The 25,588-nt window shown below is 54.1% G+C and carries 21 protein-coding genes; 16 read left to right on the forward strand and 5 right to left on the reverse strand.

The annotated features are described in order from the left end of the window. Positions 1 to 16 precede the first annotated feature (16 nt). Entirely contained in the window at positions 17 to 1,132 is a 1,116-nt protein-coding gene (locus tag AC0LWM_RS16610; RefSeq protein WP_474676086.1) for an AI-2E family transporter, read from the reverse strand. 203 nt (positions 1,133 to 1,335) lie between these two features. Between AC0LWM_RS16610 and AC0LWM_RS16615 the strand changes: the two genes are divergently transcribed. The 7 genes from AC0LWM_RS16615 (at position 1,336) to AC0LWM_RS16645 (ending at position 10,900) form a co-directional block, all read left to right on the forward strand. Next, positions 1,336 to 2,304 (forward strand): ABC transporter permease, encoded by a 969-nt coding sequence (locus tag AC0LWM_RS16615; protein ID WP_474676087.1) that lies wholly within the window; start codon positions 1,336 to 1,338, stop codon positions 2,302 to 2,304. Positions 2,305 to 2,317: 13 nt separating this feature from the next. Then, positions 2,318 to 3,199: a carbohydrate ABC transporter permease gene (locus AC0LWM_RS16620; RefSeq protein ID WP_474676088.1), complete on the forward strand. Its 882-nt coding sequence runs from the start codon at positions 2,318 to 2,320 to the stop codon at positions 3,197 to 3,199. Positions 3,200 to 3,381: 182 nt separating this feature from the next. Next, the gene (locus tag AC0LWM_RS16625; RefSeq protein WP_474676089.1) at positions 3,382 to 4,998 is read left to right on the forward strand and encodes an extracellular solute-binding protein; all 1,617 of its coding nucleotides are present in this window, start codon (positions 3,382 to 3,384) and stop codon (positions 4,996 to 4,998) included. A gap of 135 nt (positions 4,999 to 5,133) precedes the next feature. Continuing rightward, positions 5,134 to 7,494 carry an AraC family transcriptional regulator gene (locus AC0LWM_RS16630; RefSeq protein WP_474676090.1) on the forward strand — a complete coding sequence of 787 codons (2,361 nt, stop codon included), beginning with the start codon at positions 5,134 to 5,136 and terminating at the stop codon, positions 7,492 to 7,494. Continuing rightward, positions 7,484 to 9,061, forward strand: a complete 1,578-nt coding sequence (locus AC0LWM_RS16635; protein ID WP_474676091.1) for an extracellular solute-binding protein — start codon at positions 7,484 to 7,486, stop codon at positions 9,059 to 9,061. Before AC0LWM_RS16630 ends, AC0LWM_RS16635 begins: the two co-directional genes overlap by 11 nt. Before the next feature lie 254 nt (positions 9,062 to 9,315). After that, on the forward strand, positions 9,316 to 10,251 hold the full coding sequence (locus AC0LWM_RS16640) for an alpha/beta fold hydrolase (protein WP_474676092.1): 936 nt from the start codon (positions 9,316 to 9,318) through the stop codon (positions 10,249 to 10,251). 19 nt (positions 10,252 to 10,270) lie between these two features. Then, the gene (locus AC0LWM_RS16645; RefSeq protein WP_474676093.1) at positions 10,271 to 10,900 is read left to right on the forward strand and encodes a TetR/AcrR family transcriptional regulator; all 630 of its coding nucleotides are present in this window, start codon (positions 10,271 to 10,273) and stop codon (positions 10,898 to 10,900) included. A gap of 55 nt (positions 10,901 to 10,955) precedes the next feature. Here AC0LWM_RS16645 and AC0LWM_RS16650 read toward each other — a convergent pair whose 3' ends face one another. Further along, positions 10,956 to 11,816: an AraC family transcriptional regulator gene (locus AC0LWM_RS16650; protein ID WP_474676094.1), complete on the reverse strand. Its 861-nt coding sequence runs from the start codon at positions 11,814 to 11,816 to the stop codon at positions 10,956 to 10,958. A 274-nt stretch (positions 11,817 to 12,090) separates the two neighbouring features. Between AC0LWM_RS16650 and AC0LWM_RS16655 the strand changes: the two genes are divergently transcribed. The 3 genes from AC0LWM_RS16655 (at position 12,091) to AC0LWM_RS16665 (ending at position 14,901) form a co-directional block, all read left to right on the forward strand. Continuing rightward, on the forward strand, positions 12,091 to 13,047 hold the full coding sequence (locus AC0LWM_RS16655; RefSeq protein WP_474676095.1) for a zinc-dependent alcohol dehydrogenase: 957 nt from the start codon (positions 12,091 to 12,093) through the stop codon (positions 13,045 to 13,047). A gap of 18 nt (positions 13,048 to 13,065) precedes the next feature. Beyond that, entirely contained in the window at positions 13,066 to 14,061 is a 996-nt protein-coding gene (locus tag AC0LWM_RS16660; protein ID WP_474676096.1) for an alcohol dehydrogenase catalytic domain-containing protein, read from the forward strand. A 132-nt stretch (positions 14,062 to 14,193) separates the two neighbouring features. Next, positions 14,194 to 14,901 carry an SGNH/GDSL hydrolase family protein gene (locus AC0LWM_RS16665; protein ID WP_474676097.1) on the forward strand — a complete coding sequence of 236 codons (708 nt, stop codon included), beginning with the start codon at positions 14,194 to 14,196 and terminating at the stop codon, positions 14,899 to 14,901. 302 nt (positions 14,902 to 15,203) lie between these two features. Here AC0LWM_RS16665 and AC0LWM_RS16670 read toward each other — a convergent pair whose 3' ends face one another. Then, positions 15,204 to 15,962 carry a spermidine synthase gene (locus AC0LWM_RS16670; RefSeq protein WP_474676196.1) on the reverse strand — a complete coding sequence of 253 codons (759 nt, stop codon included), beginning with the start codon at positions 15,960 to 15,962 and terminating at the stop codon, positions 15,204 to 15,206. A gap of 151 nt (positions 15,963 to 16,113) precedes the next feature. On the opposite strand from AC0LWM_RS16670, the gene AC0LWM_RS16675 reads away from it, so the two are divergent. Next, entirely contained in the window at positions 16,114 to 17,097 is a 984-nt protein-coding gene (locus tag AC0LWM_RS16675; RefSeq protein WP_474676098.1) for a phosphotransferase family protein, read from the forward strand. Positions 17,098 to 17,254: 157 nt separating this feature from the next. Next, entirely contained in the window at positions 17,255 to 17,686 is a 432-nt protein-coding gene (locus tag AC0LWM_RS16680) for an NUDIX domain-containing protein (protein WP_474676099.1), read from the forward strand. 59 nt (positions 17,687 to 17,745) lie between these two features. On the opposite strand, the gene AC0LWM_RS16685 is transcribed toward AC0LWM_RS16680, so the two are convergent. Next, on the reverse strand, positions 17,746 to 17,871 hold the full coding sequence (locus tag AC0LWM_RS16685; protein ID WP_474676100.1) for a hypothetical protein: 126 nt from the start codon (positions 17,869 to 17,871) through the stop codon (positions 17,746 to 17,748). A gap of 574 nt (positions 17,872 to 18,445) precedes the next feature. Further along, complete coding sequence (locus AC0LWM_RS16690) at positions 18,446 to 19,903, reverse strand: esterase-like activity of phytase family protein (RefSeq protein WP_474676101.1); 1,458 nt, start codon at positions 19,901 to 19,903, stop codon at positions 18,446 to 18,448. Between the two features lie 276 nt (positions 19,904 to 20,179). Between AC0LWM_RS16690 and AC0LWM_RS16695 the strand changes: the two genes are divergently transcribed. The 4 genes from AC0LWM_RS16695 (at position 20,180) to AC0LWM_RS16710 (ending at position 25,573) form a co-directional block, all read left to right on the forward strand. Next, complete coding sequence (locus AC0LWM_RS16695) at positions 20,180 to 20,941, forward strand: MerR family transcriptional regulator (protein ID WP_474676102.1); 762 nt, start codon at positions 20,180 to 20,182, stop codon at positions 20,939 to 20,941. 291 nt (positions 20,942 to 21,232) lie between these two features. After that, positions 21,233 to 21,559, forward strand: coding sequence for a hypothetical protein (locus AC0LWM_RS16700; RefSeq protein ID WP_474676103.1), 327 nt, complete (start codon positions 21,233 to 21,235; stop codon positions 21,557 to 21,559). 73 nt (positions 21,560 to 21,632) lie between these two features. Further along, positions 21,633 to 23,630 carry a putative thiazole-containing bacteriocin maturation protein gene (locus AC0LWM_RS16705; protein ID WP_474676104.1) on the forward strand — a complete coding sequence of 666 codons (1,998 nt, stop codon included), beginning with the start codon at positions 21,633 to 21,635 and terminating at the stop codon, positions 23,628 to 23,630. Then, complete coding sequence (locus AC0LWM_RS16710) at positions 23,627 to 25,573, forward strand: TOMM precursor leader peptide-binding protein (protein WP_474676105.1); 1,947 nt, start codon at positions 23,627 to 23,629, stop codon at positions 25,571 to 25,573. Before AC0LWM_RS16705 ends, AC0LWM_RS16710 begins: the two co-directional genes overlap by 4 nt. Positions 25,574 to 25,588 lie beyond the last annotated feature (15 nt).

Below are 25,588 nucleotides of genomic sequence, written 5' to 3' on the forward strand. Positions count from 1 at the left end.
TTCTTGGCGTTTTCCGTCATTCTTGTCTCCGCAATCCATACATGCGGTACACGTGGGTTACGATTACCTTCAAAATTGCGTAAACCGGAATAGCGAGGAACATGCCGAGCAAGCCGCTGATGCTGCCGACCATAATGAGCAGCAGAATAATCGTGAGCGGATGGATGTCGAGTTTTTTGCCCATCACTTGCGGGGACAGGAAGTTGCTCTCGATCTGCTGCACGACGATGACGACGATGAGCATCTGGATCAGCATGCCCGGCGAATGAATGAAAGCAACCACGATGCTCGGGATGATGCCGATGAACAACCCGACGAACGGAATGACGTTCATGACGGCGGCCGCTACGGCCAGAATGAGCGAATAGTCGAGCCCGATGATCAAGTAACCGACATAGATGAGCAGCCCCAGAATCATGCTGACCATAATTTTGCCTTGAATATACGCGCTTAAGGCGACATCCATTTCGCTTAATATGTTTTTGCCTTCCTCATGATGCTTGGCGGGGAGCAGCTTCAGAATGAAGCCGGGCACCTTCTCGCCTTCCTTCAGCAAATAATAAAGGATGAACGGCACCGTCGACAGCAAAATGATGAACCCGGATATAAAGCTGAGAATCGTATTGAACGCATCGCCCGTGCCCGAGATGATGCGGTTCGCGTATTCCGTCAGCTTGGCGGAAAGGTCGACCTGATTCTGCTTCACGAGATCGGCGATCCAGCCGTTTTCGAGCAAATGATTCACCTGATTGTTCACGAGGACGACGATTTGCGGCATGTTCTGGATCAGGTTGTTCAGCTGGGTTCGGACAATCGGCACGATTTCGAGAATAATGAACGCCAGAATGCCGAGCAGAATGAGGAAAATGAGCAAAATGCCGAGCGTCCGGTTCACCTTGCGCTTCGCCAAGAAATTGACGAACGGCCGGAGCAGGTAATAGAACACGCCGGCCAATATAAACGGCAGGAATAACGTTTGAATGACCTTAAGAACCGGATTTAAGAGAAAGCTGACTTTGGTCGACAAATATAAAATCAATAAAACAAGGATTACGCCGTAGGCATACCGATAGAACTTCCCGTTTGGCATCATATCACCCTTATCATGATGGATTACCATATAATTCTTCATGGACAAGCGATTCCCTTTTCCGCGAACATGAATTTTCCCCGTAAGTTCCGCCGATATGAACCGGATAACAAATTATAAACCCCGATATCTAACGAAATGATGATGAAATAACATTTTGTCAATTGCCATCCGGCCGCGGTTTTCGCTACATTGTTAATCATGAAAGCGCAAACAACATCCTGTGCCAAGGAGGCAACCCTACGATGAACCAATCGCAAGCAAGTCCCTCGCTTCACGCGCCGAAGGGGCCGCTTTCAAACGTCGGCAGAGCAAAAAGGCACTTCCGCGAGCTGCTAAGGCAAAAATATTTGTATTTATTGGTTTTGCCCGGCTTCCTGATCGTGCTCATCTTCGCATACTTTCCGATGTACGGCGTCTTGATCGCGTTCAAAAAATATAACGTTGCCAAAGGCATTTGGGGGAGCCCGTGGGTGGGCTTCAAATATTTCGAGGAGTTTTTCCGCAACCCGCTGGCGCTCCGCACGATCAAGAATACGGTGCTGCTCGGCTTGTACGGGCTGCTCTGGGGATTTCCGGCACCGATCGTGCTGGCGCTGCTGCTGAATGAAATCCGCCACCTGCGGTTCAAGAAGCTTGTCCAGACGATCTCGTATTTCCCGCATTTTATCTCGACGGTCATTCTCGTAGGGATGCTGAAGGAATTCGCTTCGCTGGACGGCTTGTTCAACAAAATCACCGGATTTTTCGGCATGGAGCCGGTGCAATTTATGAGCGAGCCGGAGTTTTTCCGCACGCTGTTCGTCGGATCGGGCATATGGCAAGGGCTCGGCTGGGGTACGATATTGTACCTCGCCGCGCTGAGCAACGCCGATCCGACCTTGTACGACGTCGCTTCGATCGACGGGGCGAACCGCTGGCAGAAGATGAAGCATATTTCGCTTCCGGCGATTTTGCCGACGACGATGATCCTGTTCATCATGTCCGTAGGCGGCATCCTCGGGACGGACTTTATGAAGGTGATGCTGATGTACAATCCGGGCGTCTACGAGACGGCCGACGTGATCGGCACTTACGTATACCGGGTCGGCCTCGACGGAGGACGGTTCGAGTATGCATCGGCGGTCGGACTGATGCTGTCGATCGTATCGTTCTTGTTCGTTTACGTGACGAACCGGTTCTCCCGTAAATTTTCGGAGACAAGCTTATGGTAGATGAGGTGAGAGGATGTACAAACAAGGCTTAGGCTCCAGACTGTTCGACACTTTCAATTATGCGGCGATGTTTCTGCTGATCGTCGTTATGGTATATCCGCTCATGAACGTCATCTCGCTGTCGCTCAGCCATGCCGACTTTATCGCGCTCGGTGAGGTGTCCTGGTTCCCGAAGGGATTTAATCTGAAAGGCTACGAGATCATTTTCGATAAGCCGCTTCTGTATATCAGCTACAAAAATACGGTGCTGTACGCGGCCGTCGGCACGTTCCTGACGCTGCTTTTGACTTCGCTGATGGCTTATCCGCTCACGATCGCCAAATTCCAGGTCAAACGGTTCGTCACCGTATTTCTGGCCGTAACGATGTTTTTTAGCGGGGGCATGATCCCGACCTACTTGCTGATGAAAAACTTGCACATGCTGAACACGTTCTGGGTCATGGTCGTTCCCGGCTGTATTAGCGCCTACAACGTCATTATTTTCCGGACGTTTTTCCAGAACATCCCGTCCGAGCTGCGCGAATCGGCATATATGGACGGCGCAAGCGATTTGACCGTACTGTTCCGCATCTACCTGCCGCTGTCGAAGGCGCTGCTGGCGACATTCGCCTTGTTCACGATCGTCGGCCACTGGAACGAATGGTTCAGCGCGCTCATCTACTTGCGGGACGAAAACAAATACCCGCTGCAAATGTTTCTGCGCAGCGTCATCTTCTCCCAGCAAGGCACGGGCCAAGGCGAAAAAATCGCCAATATGATTCAGACGCGGCAGGTCAATCCGAAAAACATCCAGATGGCCGCGATCGTCATCACGATGGCGCCGATCCTCTGCATTTATCCGTTCGTGCAGAAATATTTCGTCAAAGGCGTGATGGTCGGCTCGATCAAGGGTTGAGGCGTGACAGACTGACAAACAGATAGACAGACGGGTTGGCAGGTTCTTAAAGCGGAATCCCTTCATGCTCGGTCCGGAAAGGAGTGTACGAAGGCGGCCGGGGATTGCGATTAAGATAGGTAGTACGATTTTCAAATTGAAGAGAGTATAAGTTCATCGATATTCGAAGGGGAGGCGTACGTATGAAAAAGACTTGGATGATGCTGCTTGCAATCGTGATGGTGGTAGTCCTCGTAACCGGCTGCGGAAGTTCCGGAAGCGGCGGCGAAGAGAAAAAGGATGGCGACGCGAAGGGATCCGGAGACGAAGTGAAGCAATTGAATTTGAAGGTGGTCATCCCGCAATTCGGCAAAGATCCGACCGGTTCGCTCATTCAGCAGGAATGGGAGAAGGCGATGGAAGCTTATCTTGGCGTGAAGCTCAAAATCGATTGGACTCGCATCCCATGGGGCGAATACGGCGAAAAAACGAAGGTCATGCTCACGAGCGGCGAAATCCCGGACATCATGCTTGTGACGGGTGGCAACGATACGATCAATAAATACGGCAACGAAGGTTTATTCGAAGACATCGCTCCGTCGATGGACAAAATGCCGAATTACAAGTCCTACGTCGACGCGACGGACAACGCGAAGCAGTACGTGTTCACGTCGGACAACAAAATGTACGCGTTCTACGACGGCTACAACAACCCGACCGAGCTTCAGCCGTCGCAATATACGGCGGCCTACCGGGCGGACGTGTTCGAGAAGAACAACATCAAAATTCCGGACACGATCGACGAATTGTACGATGCGGCCAAGCAGCTGAAGCAGCTGTATCCGAACTCGTTCCCGATCGGGCAAAGCGAGCAGTATACCGGGTACGTCGGCATCTTCAATTCGTTCCATACGAGCGACGGCATTTATTGGAACGGCAGCGAATACAAATTCGGTCCTACCGAGGAGTCCTTCAAAGAGGCGCTCCAGTTCATGAACAAGCTGTATTCGGAGAAATTGATCGATCCCGCTTACTGGAACGACAACTTCGACGAAGCGAAAGCAAAAGCGACGACCGGCAAAACGTTCATTTTCCCGCAAATTTGGTCCGGTTACGTCAAGGACATGAATTCAAACAAAGAAGCGAACGTCAAATGGGCGAACGCGATGGTGCCGAACAATCCGAAATACGGCAAAGGATGGAGCATTTGGAACGAGCCGGCCGGCAAAGGCTTAAGCAACGGATACGGCCTTGTCATTTCGGCGAAGGCGGAGAACAAAGACTTGCTGATCAAGCTGCTCGATTACCAGTATGCGGACGACATGGTCAGTCTCATGAACTGGGGAATCGAAGGGAAGACGTATCAGGTCAAGGGCGATAAGAAGGAATATGCGGATAGCATCATGAACTCGGAAGATATATACGGCGAATTGACCAAGGACTGCGTCGGAACGACGGGCAGCTGCCGTGCAGGCATCGTGTTCAACCCGCAGGATCGGATCGCCAAATATTCGGGCACGCCGCTGATGCCGTTCTACCACGACGGCAAAGTAACGGACGAGAACTTCTGGTTCGCGACCGCCGAATACGGCAAAGACGCGATTGCTCCGAAGGCGCCGCGCATCGTGTTCACGCAGGACGAAAGCGATCAGAACGCCAACACGATGACGCCGGTCAACACATATGTCAGCGAATCGATCGTGAAGTTCATCAAGGGCGAAATGGATTTCGGCGCATGGGACGAGTTCCAGAACAAAATCAAGAGCATGGGTGACTATGAGTCGGTTCTTGCCATGTATAACGGCAAAGTAACCAAATAATCATCGATCGCATCCAGAATGTTCCTTCCGGCGGCTGACGCCGGGAGGCTTTCTGCGCTTGCGAAGATTATGCTACAATGAAGGCAATCCGGGAAATCGCAGGACGTGTCTCCTGAAAAAAGCTGGGGGGTCATGATGAAGAACTTGAAAGCGCTTCCTATTAAAGCCGCGTCAGGCATGAAGAAAAAAACGCTGATTCGGATTTTTTTGCGTTTCTTTGCGCTTACCCTGCTGCTCATGCTGTCGTCTCTTGCCATCGCCGCGTATTCGAACTATCGCATGATTGACGACGTGAAAGAAGCGAACCGCAATTATTTGCGCACCGTGACGTCGTCGCTGGAGAGCCAGTTTAACAAAATCCAGGACAAAGGGTTCAGCCTTGCTTCCGATTCCAGCTTCCTCAATCTGATTACGATGAAGGACAAATATCAGAACCGCTACGCGTCTTCCGCTTTCGAATTAAGCGGCAAGCTGTACGAGCTGTACGCGGGTGACGATGCCGTGGACGATTCCTTTATCTATTTCAAAAACATAAATACCGTGCTTGCTGCGTCCGGAACGTATGAGCCCGACTATTATTTCAACCGGTATTACCGTTATAAAGACTACTCCGAGCGGTACTGGAACGACCAGGCCGAAGCGGGCTCCGCATCGCTTATATTTCCGGCGACCGACGTGTACAGGCAAAATTACATCACGGGAGAGAAGCGGTACAAAACGATCATTCCGCTCGTGCTGAACATCGAGAACATCGCGCATTCGCGCAGCTACATGATCATCAATATCGACGAGCAGAAAATTTATCAAATGATCGACAACATGAACATTACGAAAAAAGGCGAGATTTACATCGTCGATACGCTGCATAACCGGCTCATCAGCGCGACGGATCGGAAGATGCTCGGCGGCACGCTTGATCTCGCCGCCTATAAGCTGAACGCGAGCGAGGGAATGTTCGAATCGGAAATTTCGCAGGGCGGTGACCGGTATATTTTATCGTTCCAGCCTTCCTCCTGGACCAATCTCGGATTCCTGATAATGACCCCGGAGAAAGTGCTGACCGGCTCGACGAACAAGTTTTTGCTCCTGACGGTTAGCGTTATCGCCGCATTCATGCTGGTCGGAACGATCGTATCGGTCGTATTCACGTTTGGCATTTATTCGCCTCTGGCGGAGATGGTCAATTACGTGAAGCGTTTTGCGAAGAGACCGTTCGAAGGCGGCACCTCCGAATACGACTTCATCAAGGAAAACATATCGTCGCTGCATCAATTCCGGCAGGAAAATTTGCCGTCGTTGACGCAAGTATTGCTGCACCGCGCGCTTAACGGCCAGCTCCAGCCGGAAGATATCGAGCGGCTGGACGATCATTATGATCTGTACGGCGGCGGCAGCTGCTTCGCGCTTGCGGTCGTCCGGGATGGGCTCGCTTCCTGCGATGAGCGGACGGTGGCCGAATTCAAGCGGCACTTGGCGGATTTGAACCTGCCGATGCTCGGCTTGTCGACGAACGAAAGCATCTTATTTATTCGGGCCAAAACCGAGGAAGAGATTGCCTCGGAAGCCGAACGGATCGGCAGCGCAATCGAACAATTCCAACAGGCTTACGGCGGTACGGTCGGATCGGTCGTTGGCGTGAGCCCGGTATTCGGCCATTTGCTCGATATTCGGCGGGGGTACCAAGAAGCATGCGTTTCGCTTGATATGCGCGGCATTGCTGGAGGCGGGGTTTTGTTCGGCGAATCGGATCGCCGCCCGGCCGGAACGAGCGTCCTCCTTGCGTCGGACAAACGGGAGACGCTTCGCAAATATGTGGAGAACGGTCATGCGGAAGGTGCCGGCGGCATGCTGAAGCAGCTGTTCGACGGCGCCCGGAAACAAAACGTCCCTTTTAAAGAATTTAAGCTGCTTGCGGGCGATTTGATCTATGTCGCCGTCGAGTTCGTTTATTCGCGGGGGATCGACGACATGGAGCTGTTCGGCATGCCGACGGGGGAACTGATTTCGCTTTCCGATTCGCTGCAGCATGCCGCGCTCATCGAAGCGCATTGCATCGGCGTATACGAGAAAGCAGCCCGGTATGCCCTAAGCCGCCAGCCGTCTTCCCAAGCGATCGACGGCATGCTCGAGTACATTAATGCGCACTTGGCCGAAGCGAATTTAACGGCGATCGCCGATCGGTTCGACATGAACGCGAATTACGTATCCCAATATTTCAAGAAGCACCGGGGCGTCACCTTTACGGATTATATTAACGGCCTGCGGATCGAGAAGGCCAAGGAGCTGCTTGTTTCCACCGGCGCTACGGCGAATGAAATCGGCCAAACCGTAGGCTTCAACAACGCCAATGCGTTCATTCGGATGTTCAAGAAGCTGGAAGGAACAACGCCGAACGAATACCGCAAAGGCGGGAGAACGCATGTGACGCATGTGAGCATTCAAGGGACGGCCGAGCCGATGACAACGCTGGAAGGAGGGAAGATCGTTGCCGAATAAAAAAATAACGTTGCTCGCGGGAGCGGGTTTCATCGTCACGGCGGCACTCCTTCTTGCTGCGTTGTTCAATGCGAAGCTGGCATCCGGCACGAATCCGGCGCCTCCGGTCGTGTTGAAAGCCGCGGTGCCTTCCTTCGAACGCAGCCCGGATACGCCGATCGACCGCGAATTCGAACAGCGGCTGAACGTGAAGTTTCAATGGATCCAATATCCGGTTTCCGAGTATCTGAAACGGATCAAGCAGCAGCTTACATCGTCCGGGGAGAAGCCGGATGTATTCGTCATCGACAAGGACATGATGCAGCAGCTCGGACCGCAGGGACTTCTGCTCGATCTGCAGCCTTACCTGGACCGGATGCCGAATTTAAGGCGGTGGATGGCCAAATATCCGCAAATTTACGCGAGCATCGTGACGGAAGACGGCAAGCTGTACGGGATCGACGGATTTAATACGGAGGGCAAGATGCCGACCGGTTACATCTACAGGGAAGATCTGTTTTACCGCAACGGCATGCTGCTGCCGAAGACGTTCGACGAGTTGTACGAGAGCCTGAAACGGCTCAAGGAGATTTACCCGGATTCGACCCCGATCGTGAACCGGTGGGGGCCGGATAATCTGATGAGCGGTTTTTTCTACGCTTACCATACGAGCGGCGGCATTTATTTCAACAACGATACGTTGTCTTATGCTTTCGGGCCGGTGGAACCGAACTACAAGCGAGCGGTCGAGCTGATGCGCAAGTTTTATGCGGCGAAGCTGATCGACCCGGATTTTGCGGTGCTGTCGGAAGCGCAGTTTATCGACCGGATCGTGCGGGGCAAGGCTTTTGTGCTGATGGGCGAATATTTTATCGAGATGGACAATTGGATTGAGCAGGGGAAGAAGCTGGACGGCAAATATCACCTGAAAGCGGTCGTTCCGCCGCTCACCGACACCGGACTTATGGCGCTGCAGCCGGTTCAATACGCCAATTCGCAAGGCGGATGGGTCATTGCGGTCAATGCGTCGTCGAAGCATATCGACGAAATCATTCGGATGCTGGACGCGCAATATTCGGATGAAATTATGGAGCTGACGAATTGGGGCATCGAAGGCGAAACGTTCGTGCGGGTAAACGGCAAACGGCATTACGTCAGCAGCTTGCGGACGAGGCTGAATCCGCTTGGCACCGTCACCCCGAAGGAAGCGGGCGTAGACGGCCGGTCGGGGGTATGGGTGCCGCTGGACCAGGAAGCGGAGTATGCGAGGGATTGGGGTGCGGAAGGATTCGAGGCGCTCAAGCTGTATAGCAAGAACGTGCAGAAGATCGGCTATTTCTCCGGTCCGTCGATTTCGCTGACGCAGGACGAGATGATCGAGATCACGAAAGTAATGACGCCGCTGCAAAAAATCTTGAACGAAAAGCTGATCAAGTTCGTCACGGGCGAGCTCGATATGGAGAAGGATTGGGATTATTTTCAGGAAGAGCTGGAATCGCTCGGTTACCGCAAGGTGTTGCAGATTTACCGGGATAAATACCGGGCGCTGCCGAGCGAATCGAAGAAGCTGTTTACGCAAATCAAATAAGGGGACGCCGAGAAACCCGCCGGGCGGGTACGAGGAGGGCAGCTGGGCAACGTCGTTATGCAATTTCGCATATTCGGCGCATGCCCGTTTTTTTACGATATAGAAAGTTTAAGTTCGCTGAATCCTCGATGGACTTCGACGGAAGTTTTTCTTATGGCGAGCTTTATTTTTTTGATATGAACGAACGTTAATTATTGACAAGTTAACGACCGTTCATTTACAATCGAATTCATGACAGAAAGGAGCGGAAAGCGATGATCGATATATTGCAGAAGATTACGTTAGGGGGCGAGGAGCAGTGGTACGTTGCCCGGGGCGAAACCGCCGAATTGCCGGTGCTTCTGTTCCTGCATGGAGGGCCTGGCAGTCCGCAAACGGGAGCGCAGCATAAATTCAACCGGGAGCTGGAGAAGCATTTCCTCGTCGTCAATTGGGATCAGCGCGGCGGAGGCAAATCCTATCGTCCCGATATGAAGGCGGAGAGCCTTACGGTCGATCAGCTTCTTTCCGACGCGGCGGAGCTGACGCGACATTTGCTGGAGCGGTTCGGCAAGGACAAGCTGTACGTCATGGGACAATCGATGGGAGCGCTTATGGGGCTGCAGTTCGCCGCGCGTTATCCGGAGCTGATCCATGCTTATGTCGGCATCAACCAGCCGATCGACCGCGTCCGGGAAGAAGCGCGATCGTATGAGTTCACCCTGAGTGAGGCGAAGAAGCGGAATATCCGCAAGGCGATCCGCGCGCTCGAGGACGTGGGCCCTCCGGTCAACGGCAGCTACAAATCGGTAAACGACCTTGTGACCCAGCGCACGTGGCTTACGAAATTCGGCGGGGTGACGTATGAGAAAAGCGGTCTCTGGATCAACCTGCATTACATATTCAGCTCCCATTTGACGTGGAAGGAGCGGACCCGTTTCATGAAGGGCTTCGGCTTCTCGTCAACGGCGCTTTGGGGCGAGCTCAACTCGACAAACTTATTCGACAAGGTGAAGGAAGTGCAGGTTCCGGTCTATTTCGTTATGGGGAGGCACGATCGGATCGTCCACGATACGGTTATCCAATACGCGGAAACAATCCGGGCGCCTTACAAGGAACTGATCGTGTTCGAGAAGTCCGGCCATCTTGCCTGCTTCGAGGAGGCGGAGCGGTTCAACGATTTGATGATTCATAAAGTGCTAGCTCAATAAACGAAGGGTGGTTTTTTGAATGGATCAATTTTTTCCGGCAAAAGAAACGGTCGGCACCAAGCAGCGGATCATGGAAGCGGCCATCGACATGTTTTCCCAGAACGGCTTCTCGGCCGTTTCGGTACGCGATCTTACGAAGCAAGTAGGGATCAAGGAAAGCGCGCTTTATAATCACTATAAGACAAAAGACGAGATACTCGAGATGATTTACGCGATCTTCCGCGCGGAGCAGCAGCAGTCGCTTCCTCCGATAAATCGTCTGGACGCGATTCTCGAAAGCGTGTCGCCCGAGGAATTCCTCCTGCAGGGCTTCGCCAATTTCAAAAAAACGGTCGGCAACCCGCTGCTGGTCAAAATATGGCGTATTCTGAACATCGAACAGTTTCGGGACAAACGGGCGCGTAACATCATTTTGCAAAATATTTATAAGGGGACGATAGACTTCCTGGAAGCCGCGTTCCGGATCATGATCGACAAAGGGCAGATCAAGCCGCTGAATCCGCGTATGCTCGCGTTCGAGTATCAATACCCGATCTTTTCCGTCATGACGGAGTATTTGCTGCTCAAATTCGACGATCAGGATACCAGCGAGCTGGAACAGCGGGTGGAGTGGCATATCCGGCACTTTATCGACAATGTGAAAATGTAAAAAAGCACTGACACCTGTAAAAAAGGGGGAGGTTGTCCATCTACATTCGGTGAAGTTACTCGCCCGTCGGTGCAATCCGTTCCCGCTCGCGCCATTGCGAGGGGCTAATGCCGTACGTTTGCTTGAATAGCCGGCTGAAATAATGAATGCTTGGAATGCCGACCGCCGCGGCAACTTCCTGAACGTGCATTGCGGTTGTGGACAGGAAGCAGGAGGCTGCGTTCATGCGAAGGTTCTGCAAGTATTGCAGCGGCGTCGTGCCGGCGATGTTTCGGAACGAGCGGATGAAGTAGGAGACATCGAGATGAACGGAATCGGCCAACACTTTCACCGTAATCGGCTCGAAGTAGCTTGATTCCATATAGCGCATGAGCGCCTGAATATGCTTCCGCGTTTCGTCTTTGTCGTGGCGAGAGCTGGGTTCCGGCAGCCGTGGCAACGGGGAGAACCTTGCATGCAAGCTGCAGGCAATGAACAGCAGCATTTTGCGGATGTCGAGCTCGGCGGCCTGTTCTCTCGCCGATTCATACGGAAATTGCGAGGATAGAACGTCGCATAGGCAACTTGCGGTCGAGTAGATGGGGGCGAGTTCCGGCGCATGCCGATCGCCGCTGCATTGCAGCTCGTTCCAAGCGAGCACTTGCGCGAGGTTCGGAAACTCCGCAGCCGAATCCTGCATGTCCAGCTCCATATAGGCGAAGCTGCATGCGGTGGACTGCTTGACCAGAAGGTGAGGCGTATTCGGCGCGAGCAGAAACACTGCAGGGGCATGGGCGGCATAATCTCGGCCCATCCATTTCAGCAGGACGCTTCCCGACGTGATGATCAGAATTTCATGAAACGGGTGTATGCCTCCGCCGCTCTCCCCTTGCCGATCGGCAGCCATGCGAACGACGTCATATTTTCGCAGGTACACGATCATCCCTCCCTTCTCCGAAATATTCGAACAGACGGTCTTTTTGTTTTTACTGTACCATACGGAAACAGGCTTTGACAGAATTTCATTCGGACGGAACAGGCGCCGCGAATTCAAAGTCGATTTTGTGCAAATGCATCGGAACACAGCCGACTGGGCAACGATCGATTGCCTGCCGAAACGGAGCAAATCATCTAGTATATGCAAAGACAACGAGCCTCGACTTCTGTATTCTGAATGCAAATCGAACATGCAGAAGGAGCGTAGTGAGCCGATGAATATGAAGGCGCTGCAAATTATGGGACCCGGGCGGTTTGCGATTGTCGATACGGAGGTTCCGGTATTGAAGGATCACGAAATTTTGGTGGAAATCGAGGTTGTGGCTACTTGCCCCCGATGGGACATGAACATGATGGCGGGCAGAGATATGTTCGATTATGCAAAATCGCCCGAGTATCCGCTCGTTCCCGGTTGGCCGGGCCATGAAGCGGCAGGCGTCGTGCGGGCCGTCGGCAGCGGGGTGCGCGGGTTCCAGGTCGGCGACCGGGTGGCCGCGCTCGAGCATATCGAAGGGAACGGCGCATACGCCCAGTACCTGAACTATCGGGAACACGAGCTGATCAAGCTGCCGGACTCGATTTCGTTCATGCAGGCGGTTTCGTTCGAGCTTCTGAAATGCGTGATGATCGGCCTGTCGCAGTTCGGCGACCTGCGCGGCAAGTCGATCGTCGTATCCGGCCTCGGCCCGGCCGGCATGCTCGCCATTCAGGCGGCCAAGATTTGGGGCGCGTCGGAAGTGGTCGGGATCGACGTGAATGAGCAGCGCATCCGGTACGTTCGCGAGCTTGGGCTCGGGCAAGCCGTGCATGTGGATGAGCTTGGCGATCGCCGCTTCGATCTCGGGTACGACTGCGTTGGCGCGGCGCCATCCGTGCAGAATTTGCTGCGGATCGTCGATCGCCACGTCGTTATATTCGGCGTGCTGAAAGGAACGCTGCAGTACGAAGAGCACTTATGGTTCAAAGGGCTGAAGCTGGAATCGTACCGGTACCGCAGGTTTGACGAACGGGACCGCGAGCTGTTGATCGATGCGGTGGCGAACAAAGGGCTGAATACGGAATGTTTGCAAACTCACCATGTTCCGTTTACCCGGTATGACGAGGCCGTGAAATTGCTGACGTCGCAGGAGGCGATTAAGGTTCATTTTTATCCGGGACAAGATTTTGCATAATGGCGGGAGGGGAAAGGAATGAAGGGAAAAGCGGTCGTATTTACGGACCGGCTGCAGGCATCCTATCAAGAGGTGGACATACCGGAGCCCGGTCCCGATGAGGTTATCATTGACGTGGAGGTTTCTTGGATCAGCAACGGCACGGAATCGTCTTATTACCGCGGAGAGCGGATTGCCGGGGATACGCCGTATGAAGCGGGGGCGCCGTGGCCGTTTCCGATTGTGGCCGGTTACCAGAAGGTCGGGGTGATCACGCATGCGGGCGCGAATGTCGCAGATTTGCAGGTCGGCGACCGCGTGTTCGCCACGATCAGCCGCGTGGGCGGCATGTTCGACGCATTCGGCGGCCACGTCAGCCCGGCAGTGACACCGGCCGGTCAAGTATGGAAGCTGCCGCCGGGCCGTCCTTCCGCCGATTATGCCGGGCTCGTCCTGACGCAGGTCGGGTACAACTGCGGCATGCGAGCGCCGGTCCGGGAAGGCGATTGCGCCGTCGTGATCGGCGACGGGCTGGTCGCCAACTGGACGGCGCAGACGCTGCTGCATCGGGGCGCGAGGGTGCTCGTGCTCGGCAGGCACGACGACCGGCTACGCTCGATGCCCGTGGAAACGGCGCAGGTGAACACGAAGAAGAGCGGTGCGATGGCTATGGAGGCCGTGCGTGGATTCGCTCCGGGCGGGGCGGCCGTGGTCGTCGATACGGTGGGCGATATGGACAGCGTAATGGCATTGTTCCCGCTGCTCGGCCATGAGAGCCATATCGTTTCTGCGGGGTTTTACGGCATGCATGGGGCGATCGACATTCAGAAGCTGCGGGCGAAGGAAGTTACGCTGCATGCCCCGGCGGGCTGGACGAAAACGCGGATGGACGAGACGCTGCGCGGGGTCAGCGAGGGCTGGCTGAAGACCGGGGAGCTGATCACGCATCGATTCCCGGTTGCACGGGCGGATGAGGCTTGGCGTATGATCGCGGAGCGGCAAGAGCCTTATCTGGGGATCGTTCTTGACTGGTGATTGGCTAATGCCGATGCCGATCGTGTGAAAGTGCAATAGTTAGATTGGGCGGAATGCAGTTATCGATGAGCAAGGTCGGCTCCGCATGACGGCGGTCGATCGACATGCGAATGGAAGGGAGCGGCAAAATACATGAACCGATTTCAACGGCTTCACGACCGGCTTCGCGACAAGGCCAGCGACGTCAGGGCTCGCGCGGTTACCTACGTTGCCATCGGCGATAGCGTAACCCAAGGCTGCATGCAGGAAGGCGTAGTCGAATACGAGAGGCTTTACCACCAGGTGCTAAGACGCGGGGTGGAGCGTCGTTATCATGGTACGGTGTTCAACGTTATCAACTCGGGAGTGGCCGGCGATACGGCGCAGATGTCGCGATCCCGCTGGGATCGGGATGTGCTGATGTATCAGCCCGACCTGGTGACGATTTGCTTCGGCCATAACGACGCGCACGGCCGCCAGGACGGTCTTGAGCCGTTCACGCAAGCGGTCGCAGATCTTATTGAATGCATCCGAACCGAAACGGAGGCGGATATTGTGCTGATGACCCCGTGCATGATGATGAAGCGGGACAACGCCCGCGTGGCGGAAGTGCACAAGCCGCTCGTACCCGCTTTTGTTCAATTGGCGGAGGATGGGATTTTGCCGTTGTATGCCGATGCCGTACGGCGCCTCGCAGCAGACCACGATATCCCGCTGCTCGACGTGTACGCGTGGTGGGAGCAGATGGAGCGGGACGGTGTGGATATCGAGTCGCGCTTGTCCAACGGCATCAATCATCCCGATGCGGCGTTTCATGTGCAGTGGGGAGAAGCATTGGCGGAGAAGCTGCTACAGGTGTAACGGTCTTAGATTAGGAGTAGGTCATCGGTCGAGGTCCCCATCCGTTAGTGGCGGAAGAGGGCCTTGGCCGACGAATCCAGAATATGGGCGTAAACCTCCGCGAGCACCTTCCTTGATCATATCACTCGGTCACAACGCTTGATCACAAACGCTTGATCACAAACGCTTGATCACAAACGCTTGATCACAAACGCTTGATCACAACGCTTGATCACAAAGCTCGGTCACAAACGCTTGATCACAAACGCTTGATCACAAACGCTCGATCACAACGCTCGATCACAACGTTCAATCACAAATCCTCAAATATCCTCGATCAAATATCCTCGGTCCAACTCCCTCTCGACGAAACCGGCCATTTGGCGCGCCTGGAATCCGATCGGCTTGTTGCTGCCGATGAGGATGAAGTTTTGTACGTCCCGTACGTGCTCGGCCGGCAGCAGAAACGCCTTCGCATAAGCAAACTGTTCGCGAAGCGTCGTAAGGATCGCGTTGATGCGCATGTCGTTCCCGCCTCTTCCGAAGACATTCAGGATGATCGCTCCGTGGTCGTTCAGCCTGTCAGCCGCGATTCCGAAAAACTCCCTGGAGGTCAAATGCCTCGGCGTCCCCTGCCCGGTGAAGGCGTCCAATACAACATAATCGTACGTATGCGGAGCTTCGTTCTCGAGAATTTCGCGGCCGTCTCCGATGACGACATTGTCCTCGCAATACCCAAAAAACTTCCTGCTTAACTCCACGACAGTGCCGTCCAATTCCGCCACCTTAACCCGTTTCCTCTTCAAATAACCGGCGATCGTCCCGATCCCGTGACCGATCACGAATACGTTCTCGAATGACGGATCGTTGTATTCCATTAAATGAATGATCGCTCTCGGATATTCAAAAACGATCCGTTCCGGCCGGTTCAAGTCCATCGCGCCTTGCACGGCCCCGTCGGGGAACTGCAGGATGCGGAAATTGCCCTTTTCGCCGTATAACTCAGCCGTTTCGTAAACGGCAATCTCGTCAAGATCGCCGAATGCTTTGAACAATTGCAGCAAGCTATCGATCTCCTTTATTATTCTTGGTGAAAAGTATACCATCCGGCGGCTTCCATTTGCATTCGGAACAAGCCAATACAGGATTTGTTCGGATCGTTGTGGAACCTATATGGAGAAGAACGAACTTATGAGAAACAATTTCCGAACAATTAAGGAGACCTGACTCAACATGAACGGATCGAAAATCTTTAAGGAACTGACAGACGAAGAAATTCAGCGAATCGTTAAACGCCATTTTCAGCCATATTCCGTCCTTCAAATCACGATGCTGAAAGGCGGATTGTTCAACACGACCTATAAGCTGACTTTAGAATCGCCCTCCCGCGAGCTTGTCCTTCGGGTCGGCCCCGTGAACAGGCAGTTTTTGCTGCCATATGAGCAGGATCTGATGAAAGCGGAACGGTACGTTTACGAGCTGCTATCCAGCCGGCAGATCCCGTGTCCGCACATTGTCGCAAGGGACACAACCAAAAGCTTCATCGACCGGGACTATACGATCACGGAGTTTATCCCGAGCGTGCCGTTAACCGATCTGTCGGTCCCGGAAGAAGATCAAGCCAAGCTGTACGAAGGGATCGGAAGCTGGACCCGTCGAATGCACGGCGTTACAGGCGCCCGATTCGGCAGGGCTGCGGACGTCGAGCAGGGTCGCGGTTTCGAGCGGTGGGGGGATTTTTTGACGGCGCAAGCCGCCCAAATCGGGGAGCATTGCTTGCAGCATCACGTTCACGACGAAGCGACCGTGACACAAGTTGTCAGGCTTCTCGAGGACCAAAGCCGGCTTTTTGACCAAATAATGACGCCGCATCTCGTCCATACGGATCTGTGGGCCGGCAACGTATTGGTAGGAATCGATCCCGCAAAAGGTCAATATGAAGTGGCCGCGATCATCGATGCGGACAGAGCTTTGTTCGGCGACATCGATTATGAATTCGCGAGCCCATGGCTCATTAACGATGCCTTCCTCAGAGGCTACGGGGGATATGACCTGTCGGGCGACGATAGCCATCTTTTGAAAATGGATACGTATCGGCTCATCTACAGCTACATCGATGCCTATGTGTGGAAAGTCCAATACGATAATACGGCGGAATATGAAAATAACAAGAAGCGTCTCCACGAGCTGCTGCAATCGATAGAAGCTAGATTATAGAAATTGAAATCCAATTTAAAACAAACCCAATATTATCGCAACGGTTGCTGCTGACAGCCGTTTTTGCTTCAATAAAAAATAGACCGCGATGAAGGAATCGTAACCCGAATGCGGGATGTTATATCGTAACATATGTTTTGTTTTGGGGGCGGTCATTTTGAAAAGAGTAGATGTAGTCAACGTGCTTATTTTCGATGAATCACGCATGAACGTACTTATGGTTAGGAACCAAAAAGGGGACGAGACCTACTGGAGCTTGCCGGGCGGAGCGGTTGAACCCGGGGAAACGTTGGAGCAGGCAAGCAGGCGCGAGGCAAAGGAAGAATCGGGATACGATGTGCACATAAACGAGCTGTATGCCGTCAGCGAAGTGTTTTTCGCAAATTCGGGGCACCATGCGATGATTTTTACGTTTCATGCCGATATCGTCGGCGGGGAGATGGCGGTGGCGGATCCGGACGAGGATATTGTGGAGGTCAGGTGGGTTGATGTCGCGGCCGCAAATGAAATTTTCGCAAACTTGTCGGTAAAGATGACGATAAGCGCCGAAAGCCCATTCGCAGGTTATTCTTTTTATGGAAAGGTCTAAACACGACTCGCGTACAGTAAGAGCAGGCGCCGCAGCGACCTGCTCTTCGTCGTGATAGGTTAGAATTCGGCTCCGCCGTTTCCGATGAAGGGCAGCCGGTAATAAGCGTAAGGCCAATGTCCTTGCTCGCGCTGATAATATCCCGAGCCTTGGAATTGCTGAGTTGACGGTATCGGTATCGGCACCGGCACCGGCACCGGCATTGGCATCGGACTGACGAAGCTGGGGCTGGAATGCTGCCATCGGGGCTGCATTAGGTTGATATTTGATGCAGTTGTTCGGCGGGCCGATGACGACCGTGTCGGTAATAGGGGCGAGCGTATGAAGGGAGGCGGATGAGGAGGAGATGGGGGTGATGATAATGATGATAATGGTGATGATGATGAGGATGAGGATGGATGCGGTGACTTAGCGGGGCATTGTTTTATTGGATAAATTAGATGGAAAATATGACTTAAATTTTACGGATCAAGCGGATTGCTAGTAATTAACTGTATAATGCGTAGTTAATTTAGCCGGATGGTTCATCTTTCGGTAGATATGGCGAAAATAACTACATGAAATCCATTTATTGTAGCGTAAACGGCACATTAAGCGAAATTTTACTACATGTTTTCCAGTTATTACTTTCATGCGCCCCTTCCAATGCGGGTTGCTCTAACTCGCAACAATAAGCCTCATGGATAAAACACCTCCCATCAACAAAACAACCCGGCTGACTCGAAGTCATACCGGGCTGTTCAGGTTCATTTCAATCGATTACTTCAACGTATACGGCAGTTTGAACGTCCACAGCTCGGTGCCGTTTTCCTTCGCGGTGCTGCCGATGCCGAAGTCGTTATCGTTGACAATGACCAGCTTATTGCCGTTCACGAGCGACAAGCCTTCGATTTTCTCATACGGGTAACCGAATGCGACAAGATCAAGCACCGTCCGCTTAGCTGCAGGCAGGATGCCGCTTGCCTTCAGCTCGGCGACGGTCATTTGCTCCAATGTTTTGCCGCCGGCTTTCGCGTCGTCGTATTTGCCGAGAATGTTCGTTGCGTCAGACAGATCGATTGCGAAAATTTGCTTCAGCTGCGCCTTGTCGCCCGCGTTTTTGTCGCGCTCGTCGATGAGCAGCGTGTTCTCGTTCACGACGACCATGTCGGAGATGACGATGTCCGATTGCTTCAGCTTGTCGTATTGCTGGGCGTCTTCCGCGATGTAGACGAATTCCGCTACCGGCGCAAGTGTGGCCAGATCGGTCTTCACGATGCGCAGCTGGCGCGAGTTGTCCGTTGACTTGTCCGGGTTGCGCAGCGGGCTTTGCATTGCCATGAACATGAACTTGCCATCGGCAGTGATGCCTACGGCCTCGGCGCCGCGGTTCTGGCGAAGCTGGTTGTACGCCGCGGGCAGCGTTTCGCGAGCCGGGACTAGCGGCGTGGATACCTGAGCGGCCCAGCCCTTCGGAACGATCCGCTCCAAGATCGTGCCGTCCCGCTTCACGTGTACGATCGACGGGCCGTATTCGTCCGAAATCCAGAACGTGTCGTCCTTCGCGTTGTAAGCGAGCCCTTCAATGTCAAGGCCGTACGGATCGTATGCGAGCTCTTTCTCCGCTTTGGCGTCATAAGGCACCTCGTCGCGGCCCTTGATGTTCGGCAAGCCGGTAATTTGAGCCGTGCCGGTCACAGGATCTTTGCCGTCAACTTTCAGCGGAATGCGATCGAGAATTTTGATTTCGCCTTCGCCGATTTGAATTTTATAAATCGTTGGCGTGTAGTCTACGATCGGGAATGTTCTGCGGGTTTTCCCGTCAACTTCGACTTCGCCGTTCGGCCCGCGGTCAGCGGTCGTGTAGAACACATCGTCCGGATCGCCCGGCAGGTGAGTCAGCGAGGAGCCGACGCCCATCTTGATATCCCCTGTCAAGTTCGGGGCATTTAACGTAAATTTGCCGGTCAACACGGGCTTATCCGTAAATGCGGCAGCACTGCGGAACTCGTCCCAGTTGACGTATTTGTCGATACTTTCGCCAAGCGCGCGAATCGGCAAGTACAAGCGATCGTCAATTTCAACCGCGGGAGAAGACGGGGTAACCGCTTGTCCGTTGTTGGAATATTTCACGTTGTCCGCTGTTTTGCCGCTTAGTTCCGCCGCGAATGCGGCTCCGGTCCCGAACGTCAGCGCTAGTGTGGCTGTGGCGGCGATTAGGCAAGTTTTTTTCATCATTTGTAATTCTCCCTTTCCATGTTTTATGCTCAAGAGAGAAAGCTCCATTTGTTGTACTTGTTGGCTTGCTTCTAGTAGGTCCGTTCCGAAGCTTTTCTTCTATCAGCGATTGTAGCAATGGCTTGTTAATCGGGAGTCATGCGGAAATGAAGATTTTGTAAAAAAACAAAACGATAAATTTGGGGCATTTCCCATCATAAAATTTTCCATCATAAAAAGGGATTGACCTTTACGTTACGTGAAGGTGTACATTGTAGTTGTCAGGAGGAGATTCGCGTGGAATATACCGTGCAGAAGCTAGGCAGGTTGGCCGGGATCAGTACCAGAACGCTGCGGTTTTACGATGAGATCGACATTCTTAAGCCGGCAAGAATGAACTCGTCGGGATACCGGATCTACGGCCAGGCTGAGGTTGACCGGCTGCAGCAAATTTTATTTTACCGGGAGCTGGGGTTCAACCTGGATACGATCAAAGAAATCGTTACATCAAAAGCCTTCGATCCGATCCTAGCCTTGAAGGAGCATCGCGAGCAACTTCTTGACCGGCGCAAGCAGCTGGATTTGCTGATAGCGAACGTAGACAAAACGATTGCCTTATCCGAAGGGAGAATAACGATGACCGATAAAGAAAAATTCGAAGGATTCAAAACGAAGATGATCGAAGATAACGAGAAAAAATACGGCCAAGAAATTCGTCAAAAATATGGGGACGACGTTGTGAATAAGTCGAACGAGAAGGTGAAGAACATGACGCAGGAGCAGCACGACGAAGTAACGCGCCTGACGGATGCAGTCATCGACTCGCTCGCGGAAGCGTTCCAAACCGGCGATCCGGCCGGCGAGCTGGCTCAGAAAACGGCCGATTTGCACAAGCAGTGGTTGACGTACTACTGGAGCGAATACAACAAAGAAGCGCACGCGGGCTTGGCCCAAATGTACGTGGACGATGAGCGGTTCAAAGCTTATTACGAGAAGCAGCCGGGCATGGCCGAATTTTTGCGCGACGCGATTCATATTTATACAGGAGCCGGCCAATAAGGTATGGCGCAACCTGTTGCCTTATGGCACGGCGTCCGAGCCGTCTTTCCCTCGCAGGAGGGAGGGGCGGCTCTCTTCTTGGTGTTTACGAAAGATTTGTCGCTTAGGCATATGAATCAGTAACAAGTGCGGAAAATTCCTCATATGTTGTGGTATCTCTTGTCAAGGAATCCATGAGCGGATTCAACTTGACATGATTCCAACATAATGGAGGACGACTACAATGACTGATTTTCACAATCAAATTCAAAATTTAGAGATGGGAGGTTTTCAGACAAGCGAAGCGACCCCATGGGACGCTCAAGCGCAGCAAGGCGCAGATCCGGCTCGGTTGTGCGTCGGATTCGGCATTGGCGGGATAGGCTTCTGCTTCTTCCGCTGCTTCAACTGCTTCCGCTGCTTCAGCTGTTCCTGTTCCTGCTCCTGTTCATGTTCCTGCTCTTGCTCTTGCTCTTGCTCCTGCTCCTGCTCCTGCTCTTGCTCTTGTTCCTGCTCCTGCTCCTGCCACCGCTGTGCTCGGTGCCGTTAATTTCTGACGATGCACGGATGACAAGAAGCTGCCCCTGTGCCGGTCTTTGGACCGCTGCAGGGGCAGCTTCTTGTTTAGAGCAGGCATGAAGGACAAATATCGTTACATAAACTGACTTATAGCGACAGTTTCGAAATTGATAAAACCGCAAGGAGGTACGGAATGGAGAAGCTGAAACCGTCAATGCGCCTAAAGGTGAAGGGGGACACGTTTTATCTTCCTGATCCTAGCAGCAGCAGCGTGTATTTCCGTAATAACCTGGTCTCGAACCGGATGGAGGGCAAAACGATCGACCAGTGGGTTGAAAAATTAATGCCCATGTTCAACGGGGAGCACTCCATGGAGGTTCTGACGAACGGCCTGTCGGCCCCTTATCGGGACCGGGTGTATGAAATTGCCGAAAGCTTGTACCAGAACGGGTTCGTTCGGGACGTAAGCGAAGACCTCCCGCACCAATTACCGGAAGCCGTACTCCGAAAGTATGCCTCCCAAATTGAATATTTGGACGGCTTCATCGGCTCGGGTGCGTACCGTTTTCAGTCTTATCGCAGTTCAAACGTGCTGGCGGTGGGCTCCGGTCCTTTTCTGGTTTCGTTAGTATCCGCTTTGCTTGAATCCGGGTTGCCCAAGCTCCATGTCATCGTGACGGACTCGGCGCCGACCAACCGGGAGCGGATCGTGGAGATCGCAGCCCATGCCCGGCAGAGCGATCCGGAGGTTGAGGTTCAGGAGATCGCCTCGCCTCAAGCTACGAATCAAGGCTGGCTGGAAGCCGTTCAGCCGTTCGATTCGATCCTATACGTGTCGCAAGAGGTAGATATCGAGGAGCTGCGGGAGCTTCAGAAGGCCTGCCGAGTGGCGGAGAAAGTGCTGCTCCCGGCTTTTTGCTTGCAGCAAGCAGGGGTGGCGGGGCCGTTCGTGCGGCCGGATGACGCAGATGGAAGCTGGGAATCGATGTGGCGTCGCATTCATCAATCCGCGCTTCGCAAAGATCCGCAGCAGCACGCCTTCTCCTCCACGGCGGGAGCGATGCTATCGAATGTGCTTGCATTCCAGTGGCTGAAAACATCCTCGGGGGTAACGGCCGGGCCGGAGCAGAACAATCGATTTTTCCTGCTTGATCTGGAATCATTGGAAGGGCAATGGCATTCATGGCTTGCCCATCCGCTTGCCGCCGGGGAAACGACCGTCGGCGTCATTCAGGATGCGGATGCCAGGTTACTGCAGAACACAAGCTCCGACAGGGCGAACGGCAGTCTGCTGGCTTTATTCGATCAATTGACTTCTCCGGTTACGGGAATTTTTCATGTGTGGGACGAAGAGGAGCTCGTGCAGCTGCCGTTATCCCAGTGCCGGATCCAAGCGGTTGATCCGCTGTCGGAAGGACCTGCCGAATTGCTGCCGGGCATCGTCTGTATGGGTATGACCCATCAGGACGCCCGGCGGGAAGCGGGACTTTCCGGGCTCGAATCGTATGCGTCCCGATTGGCCGTTTCGCTTGTAGAGGCGATTCCGCTGCCAAACACTGCGACCGCTGGACGCGTGACCGGCGATCCGGGTGTCGGCAACAAGACGGCCTATATCGGCGTCGGTGCGGGCGAGACTTTCGCGGAGGGCGTTTGCCGCGGTTTGCAGAAATGCTTGGACGAGGAACTGCGAAGCAGGCATAAATTCCGCAAGCCTAACGTCTTCTGGGTGCCGGATGTCAAAGTAGAAGACGAAACCTGCCGGTTTTATTTGCAGGCGTTAACGACGCTGCGGGGAGCGCCTGCCATCGGTCTCGGAGACGACGTGTCCGGCTTCCCTGTCGTTTGGGTCGGCACGGATGGCTGCTGGCATGGCAATGCCGGCTTGAACATGACCTTGGCTTTGCGAAATTCGCTGCAGCAAGCGCTGCTCAAGCAGCAGAATCATGCGGCCTTCCCGCCTGCGCAAGGATTGGAAGTTTCCTCCGTGGCGCTGCTGGAAGAAACGCCGCTTCGCCTTAGAATCTCTCCGTATGAGGAGACGGAGCAGCCGGCAACCCTTCAGTATGCGATGCAGGTTTTGCAACGTAACGGCAAGCCTCCATTGATCTTCGATCTGACCTTGGAGCCGTTCATGCGCGAGCAGCTCGCGGGCGTATTCGGCGTGCTGCTGCGAGAGGAGGAAACCCGATGAGCGTAATTGTTGCGGTTGTCGGAACAGGGGCGCTCGCAGAACTCGTTTGCGGCGAACTGGATCGGCTCTCCGAATGTTCGGTCGTTCGCCGAAGCGACCTGAAGGCGGGGGTGCCGGAAGGGGCCGGTTTGGCTGTTGTGCTCCATGACGGCTGGCAACCTTCCGCACATCATGAGACGGAGACGGCGATGCGAAAGGCTGGCATTCCTTGGTTGCCCGGATTTGTTGCGTTCGGCGAAGGCGTGGTAGGGCCGCTCGTTCGCCCCGGTGTACCGGGCTGTTCCCAATGCGCGGACTCGAGACGGCTCAAGGCGGGTCGCGACCGCAAGGAGATGCGGGCGCTGCAGCGGCAATTCGCGGAACAAGGGGGACCACCCGCGGATGCGTGGGCATCGCGTACAGGGCTAATGCACATGAGCCTTCTGCTTGCGAATGAAGTGCGAACGGCGCTGCATGGCCATCGATCCGATTCGGAAGGCCGCTTGCTGCTGGTTGATCTGAACACGCTGAGAAGCTCGCGCCATTTCTTCCTGCCCGACCCGCTCTGCCCGGTTTGCGGTTCACTGCCCGACGATTCGCCGGAACTGGCCCGCATTACGCTTGAGCCGAGTTTGAAGAATTCGGGCAGCTACCGGAGCCGTTCGATCGATGAGCTGAAGCAATTTTTGGCTCACGATTATTTGGACAGCCGGACCGGCTTTCTGAACGGCAAAATGCGCGATTTGAACACCACGTTCGCGGACGTGAGCGTGAACTTGCCGCTGTTCACCGATGACGAGCCAACGGCGGGACGGACGCATTCCTATGCCCAAAGCGAGCTGACCGCCATGCTGGAAAGCCTGGAGCGATATTGCGGTATGTCTCCCCGGGGCAAAAAGACGGTCGTTCGGGACAGCTTCCGCAATTTGAAAGATCAAGCGCTAAATCCCCTTCTGGTCGGCGTCCATGCGGATGAACAATATGCGCGGGAAAGCTTTCCGTTCCAGCCGTTCCATCCCGACCGGCCGATCGATTGGGTGTGGGGCTATTCGCTCATGCAGGAGCGCCCGATTCTTGTGCCGGAGCTTCTGGCTTATTACGGCATGGGCTGCGGCGACAGCTTTGTGTTCGAAACCTCCAATGGGTGTGCGCTCGGCGGAAGCTTGGAGGAGGCTATTTTTTACGCCATGCTGGAGGTGCTGGAACGGGATTCGTTCTTGCTGACATGGTATGCGCAATTGCCGCTGCCGCGCCTCGACCCTTATTCCGCGAACGACTCGGAGCTGTGTATGATGATCGATCGTCTGCGGACCGTCGCGGGATACGAGGTAAGTCTGTACAACTCGACGATGGAGCATGGGATTCCAAGCATCTGGTCGATCGCGAAGAACAAGAGGCCGCAAGGGGTCAATCTCATCTGCGCGGCCGGAGCCCACCCCGATCCGGTCCGGGCGGCGAAAAGCTCGATCCATGAACTGTCGGGCATGCTGCTCGCGTTCGACGATAAGCTCGAGAAGAACCGCGAAACCTATGAACACATGCTTCACGATCCGTTTCAGGTGCGGCACATGGAAGACCATTCCATGCTGTATGCGTTGCCGGAGGCGGAGGAACGGCTCCGGTTCCTGCTGGATGACCATCGTCCGCTGCGCACGTTCGAGGAGGAGTTCAAGCCGGCGGCGCGGCATGCGGATTTGACCGACGATTTGCGAGATATGCTTCAGGCGCTCCGCCAAGCTCATCTCGACGTCATCGTCGTCGAGCAGACGACGCCTGAGCTTGCCCGCAATGGCCTGCATTGCGTAAAGGCGCTCATTCCCGGCACGCTGCCGATGACGTTCGGCTACCACCTGACTCGTCTGACCGGACTAGATCGAGTACTGAACGTGCCGATGCAGCTCGGATATGCCAAGCAGCCATTGACGCCGGAACAGCTGAATCCGCATCCGCATCCGTTTCCATAAGCCGCGACCGGGAGG

Source organism: Paenibacillus sp. sgz302148 (genome assembly GCF_056120465.1).

Coding starts and splice junctions, on each gene's coding strand:
- AC0LWM_RS16610 (WP_474676086.1), bottom strand. CDS start 1,132: ATGAAGAATTATATGGTAATCCATCATGATAAGGGTGATATGATGCCA.
- AC0LWM_RS16615 (WP_474676087.1), top strand. CDS start 1,336: ATGAACCAATCGCAAGCAAGTCCCTCGCTTCACGCGCCGAAGGGGCCG.
- AC0LWM_RS16620 (WP_474676088.1), top strand. CDS start 2,318: ATGTACAAACAAGGCTTAGGCTCCAGACTGTTCGACACTTTCAATTAT.
- AC0LWM_RS16625 (WP_474676089.1), top strand. CDS start 3,382: ATGAAAAAGACTTGGATGATGCTGCTTGCAATCGTGATGGTGGTAGTC.
- AC0LWM_RS16630 (WP_474676090.1), top strand. CDS start 5,134: ATGAAGAACTTGAAAGCGCTTCCTATTAAAGCCGCGTCAGGCATGAAG.
- AC0LWM_RS16640 (WP_474676092.1), top strand. CDS start 9,316: ATGATCGATATATTGCAGAAGATTACGTTAGGGGGCGAGGAGCAGTGG.
- AC0LWM_RS16645 (WP_474676093.1), top strand. CDS start 10,271: ATGGATCAATTTTTTCCGGCAAAAGAAACGGTCGGCACCAAGCAGCGG.
- AC0LWM_RS16655 (WP_474676095.1), top strand. CDS start 12,091: ATGAATATGAAGGCGCTGCAAATTATGGGACCCGGGCGGTTTGCGATT.
- AC0LWM_RS16660 (WP_474676096.1), top strand. CDS start 13,066: ATGAAGGGAAAAGCGGTCGTATTTACGGACCGGCTGCAGGCATCCTAT.
- AC0LWM_RS16665 (WP_474676097.1), top strand. CDS start 14,194: ATGAACCGATTTCAACGGCTTCACGACCGGCTTCGCGACAAGGCCAGC.
- AC0LWM_RS16675 (WP_474676098.1), top strand. CDS start 16,114: ATGAACGGATCGAAAATCTTTAAGGAACTGACAGACGAAGAAATTCAG.
- AC0LWM_RS16690 (WP_474676101.1), bottom strand. CDS start 19,903: ATGATGAAAAAAACTTGCCTAATCGCCGCCACAGCCACACTAGCGCTG.
- AC0LWM_RS16700 (WP_474676103.1), top strand. CDS start 21,233: ATGGGACGCTCAAGCGCAGCAAGGCGCAGATCCGGCTCGGTTGTGCGT.
- AC0LWM_RS16705 (WP_474676104.1), top strand. CDS start 21,633: ATGGAGAAGCTGAAACCGTCAATGCGCCTAAAGGTGAAGGGGGACACG.
- AC0LWM_RS16710 (WP_474676105.1), top strand. CDS start 23,627: ATGAGCGTAATTGTTGCGGTTGTCGGAACAGGGGCGCTCGCAGAACTC.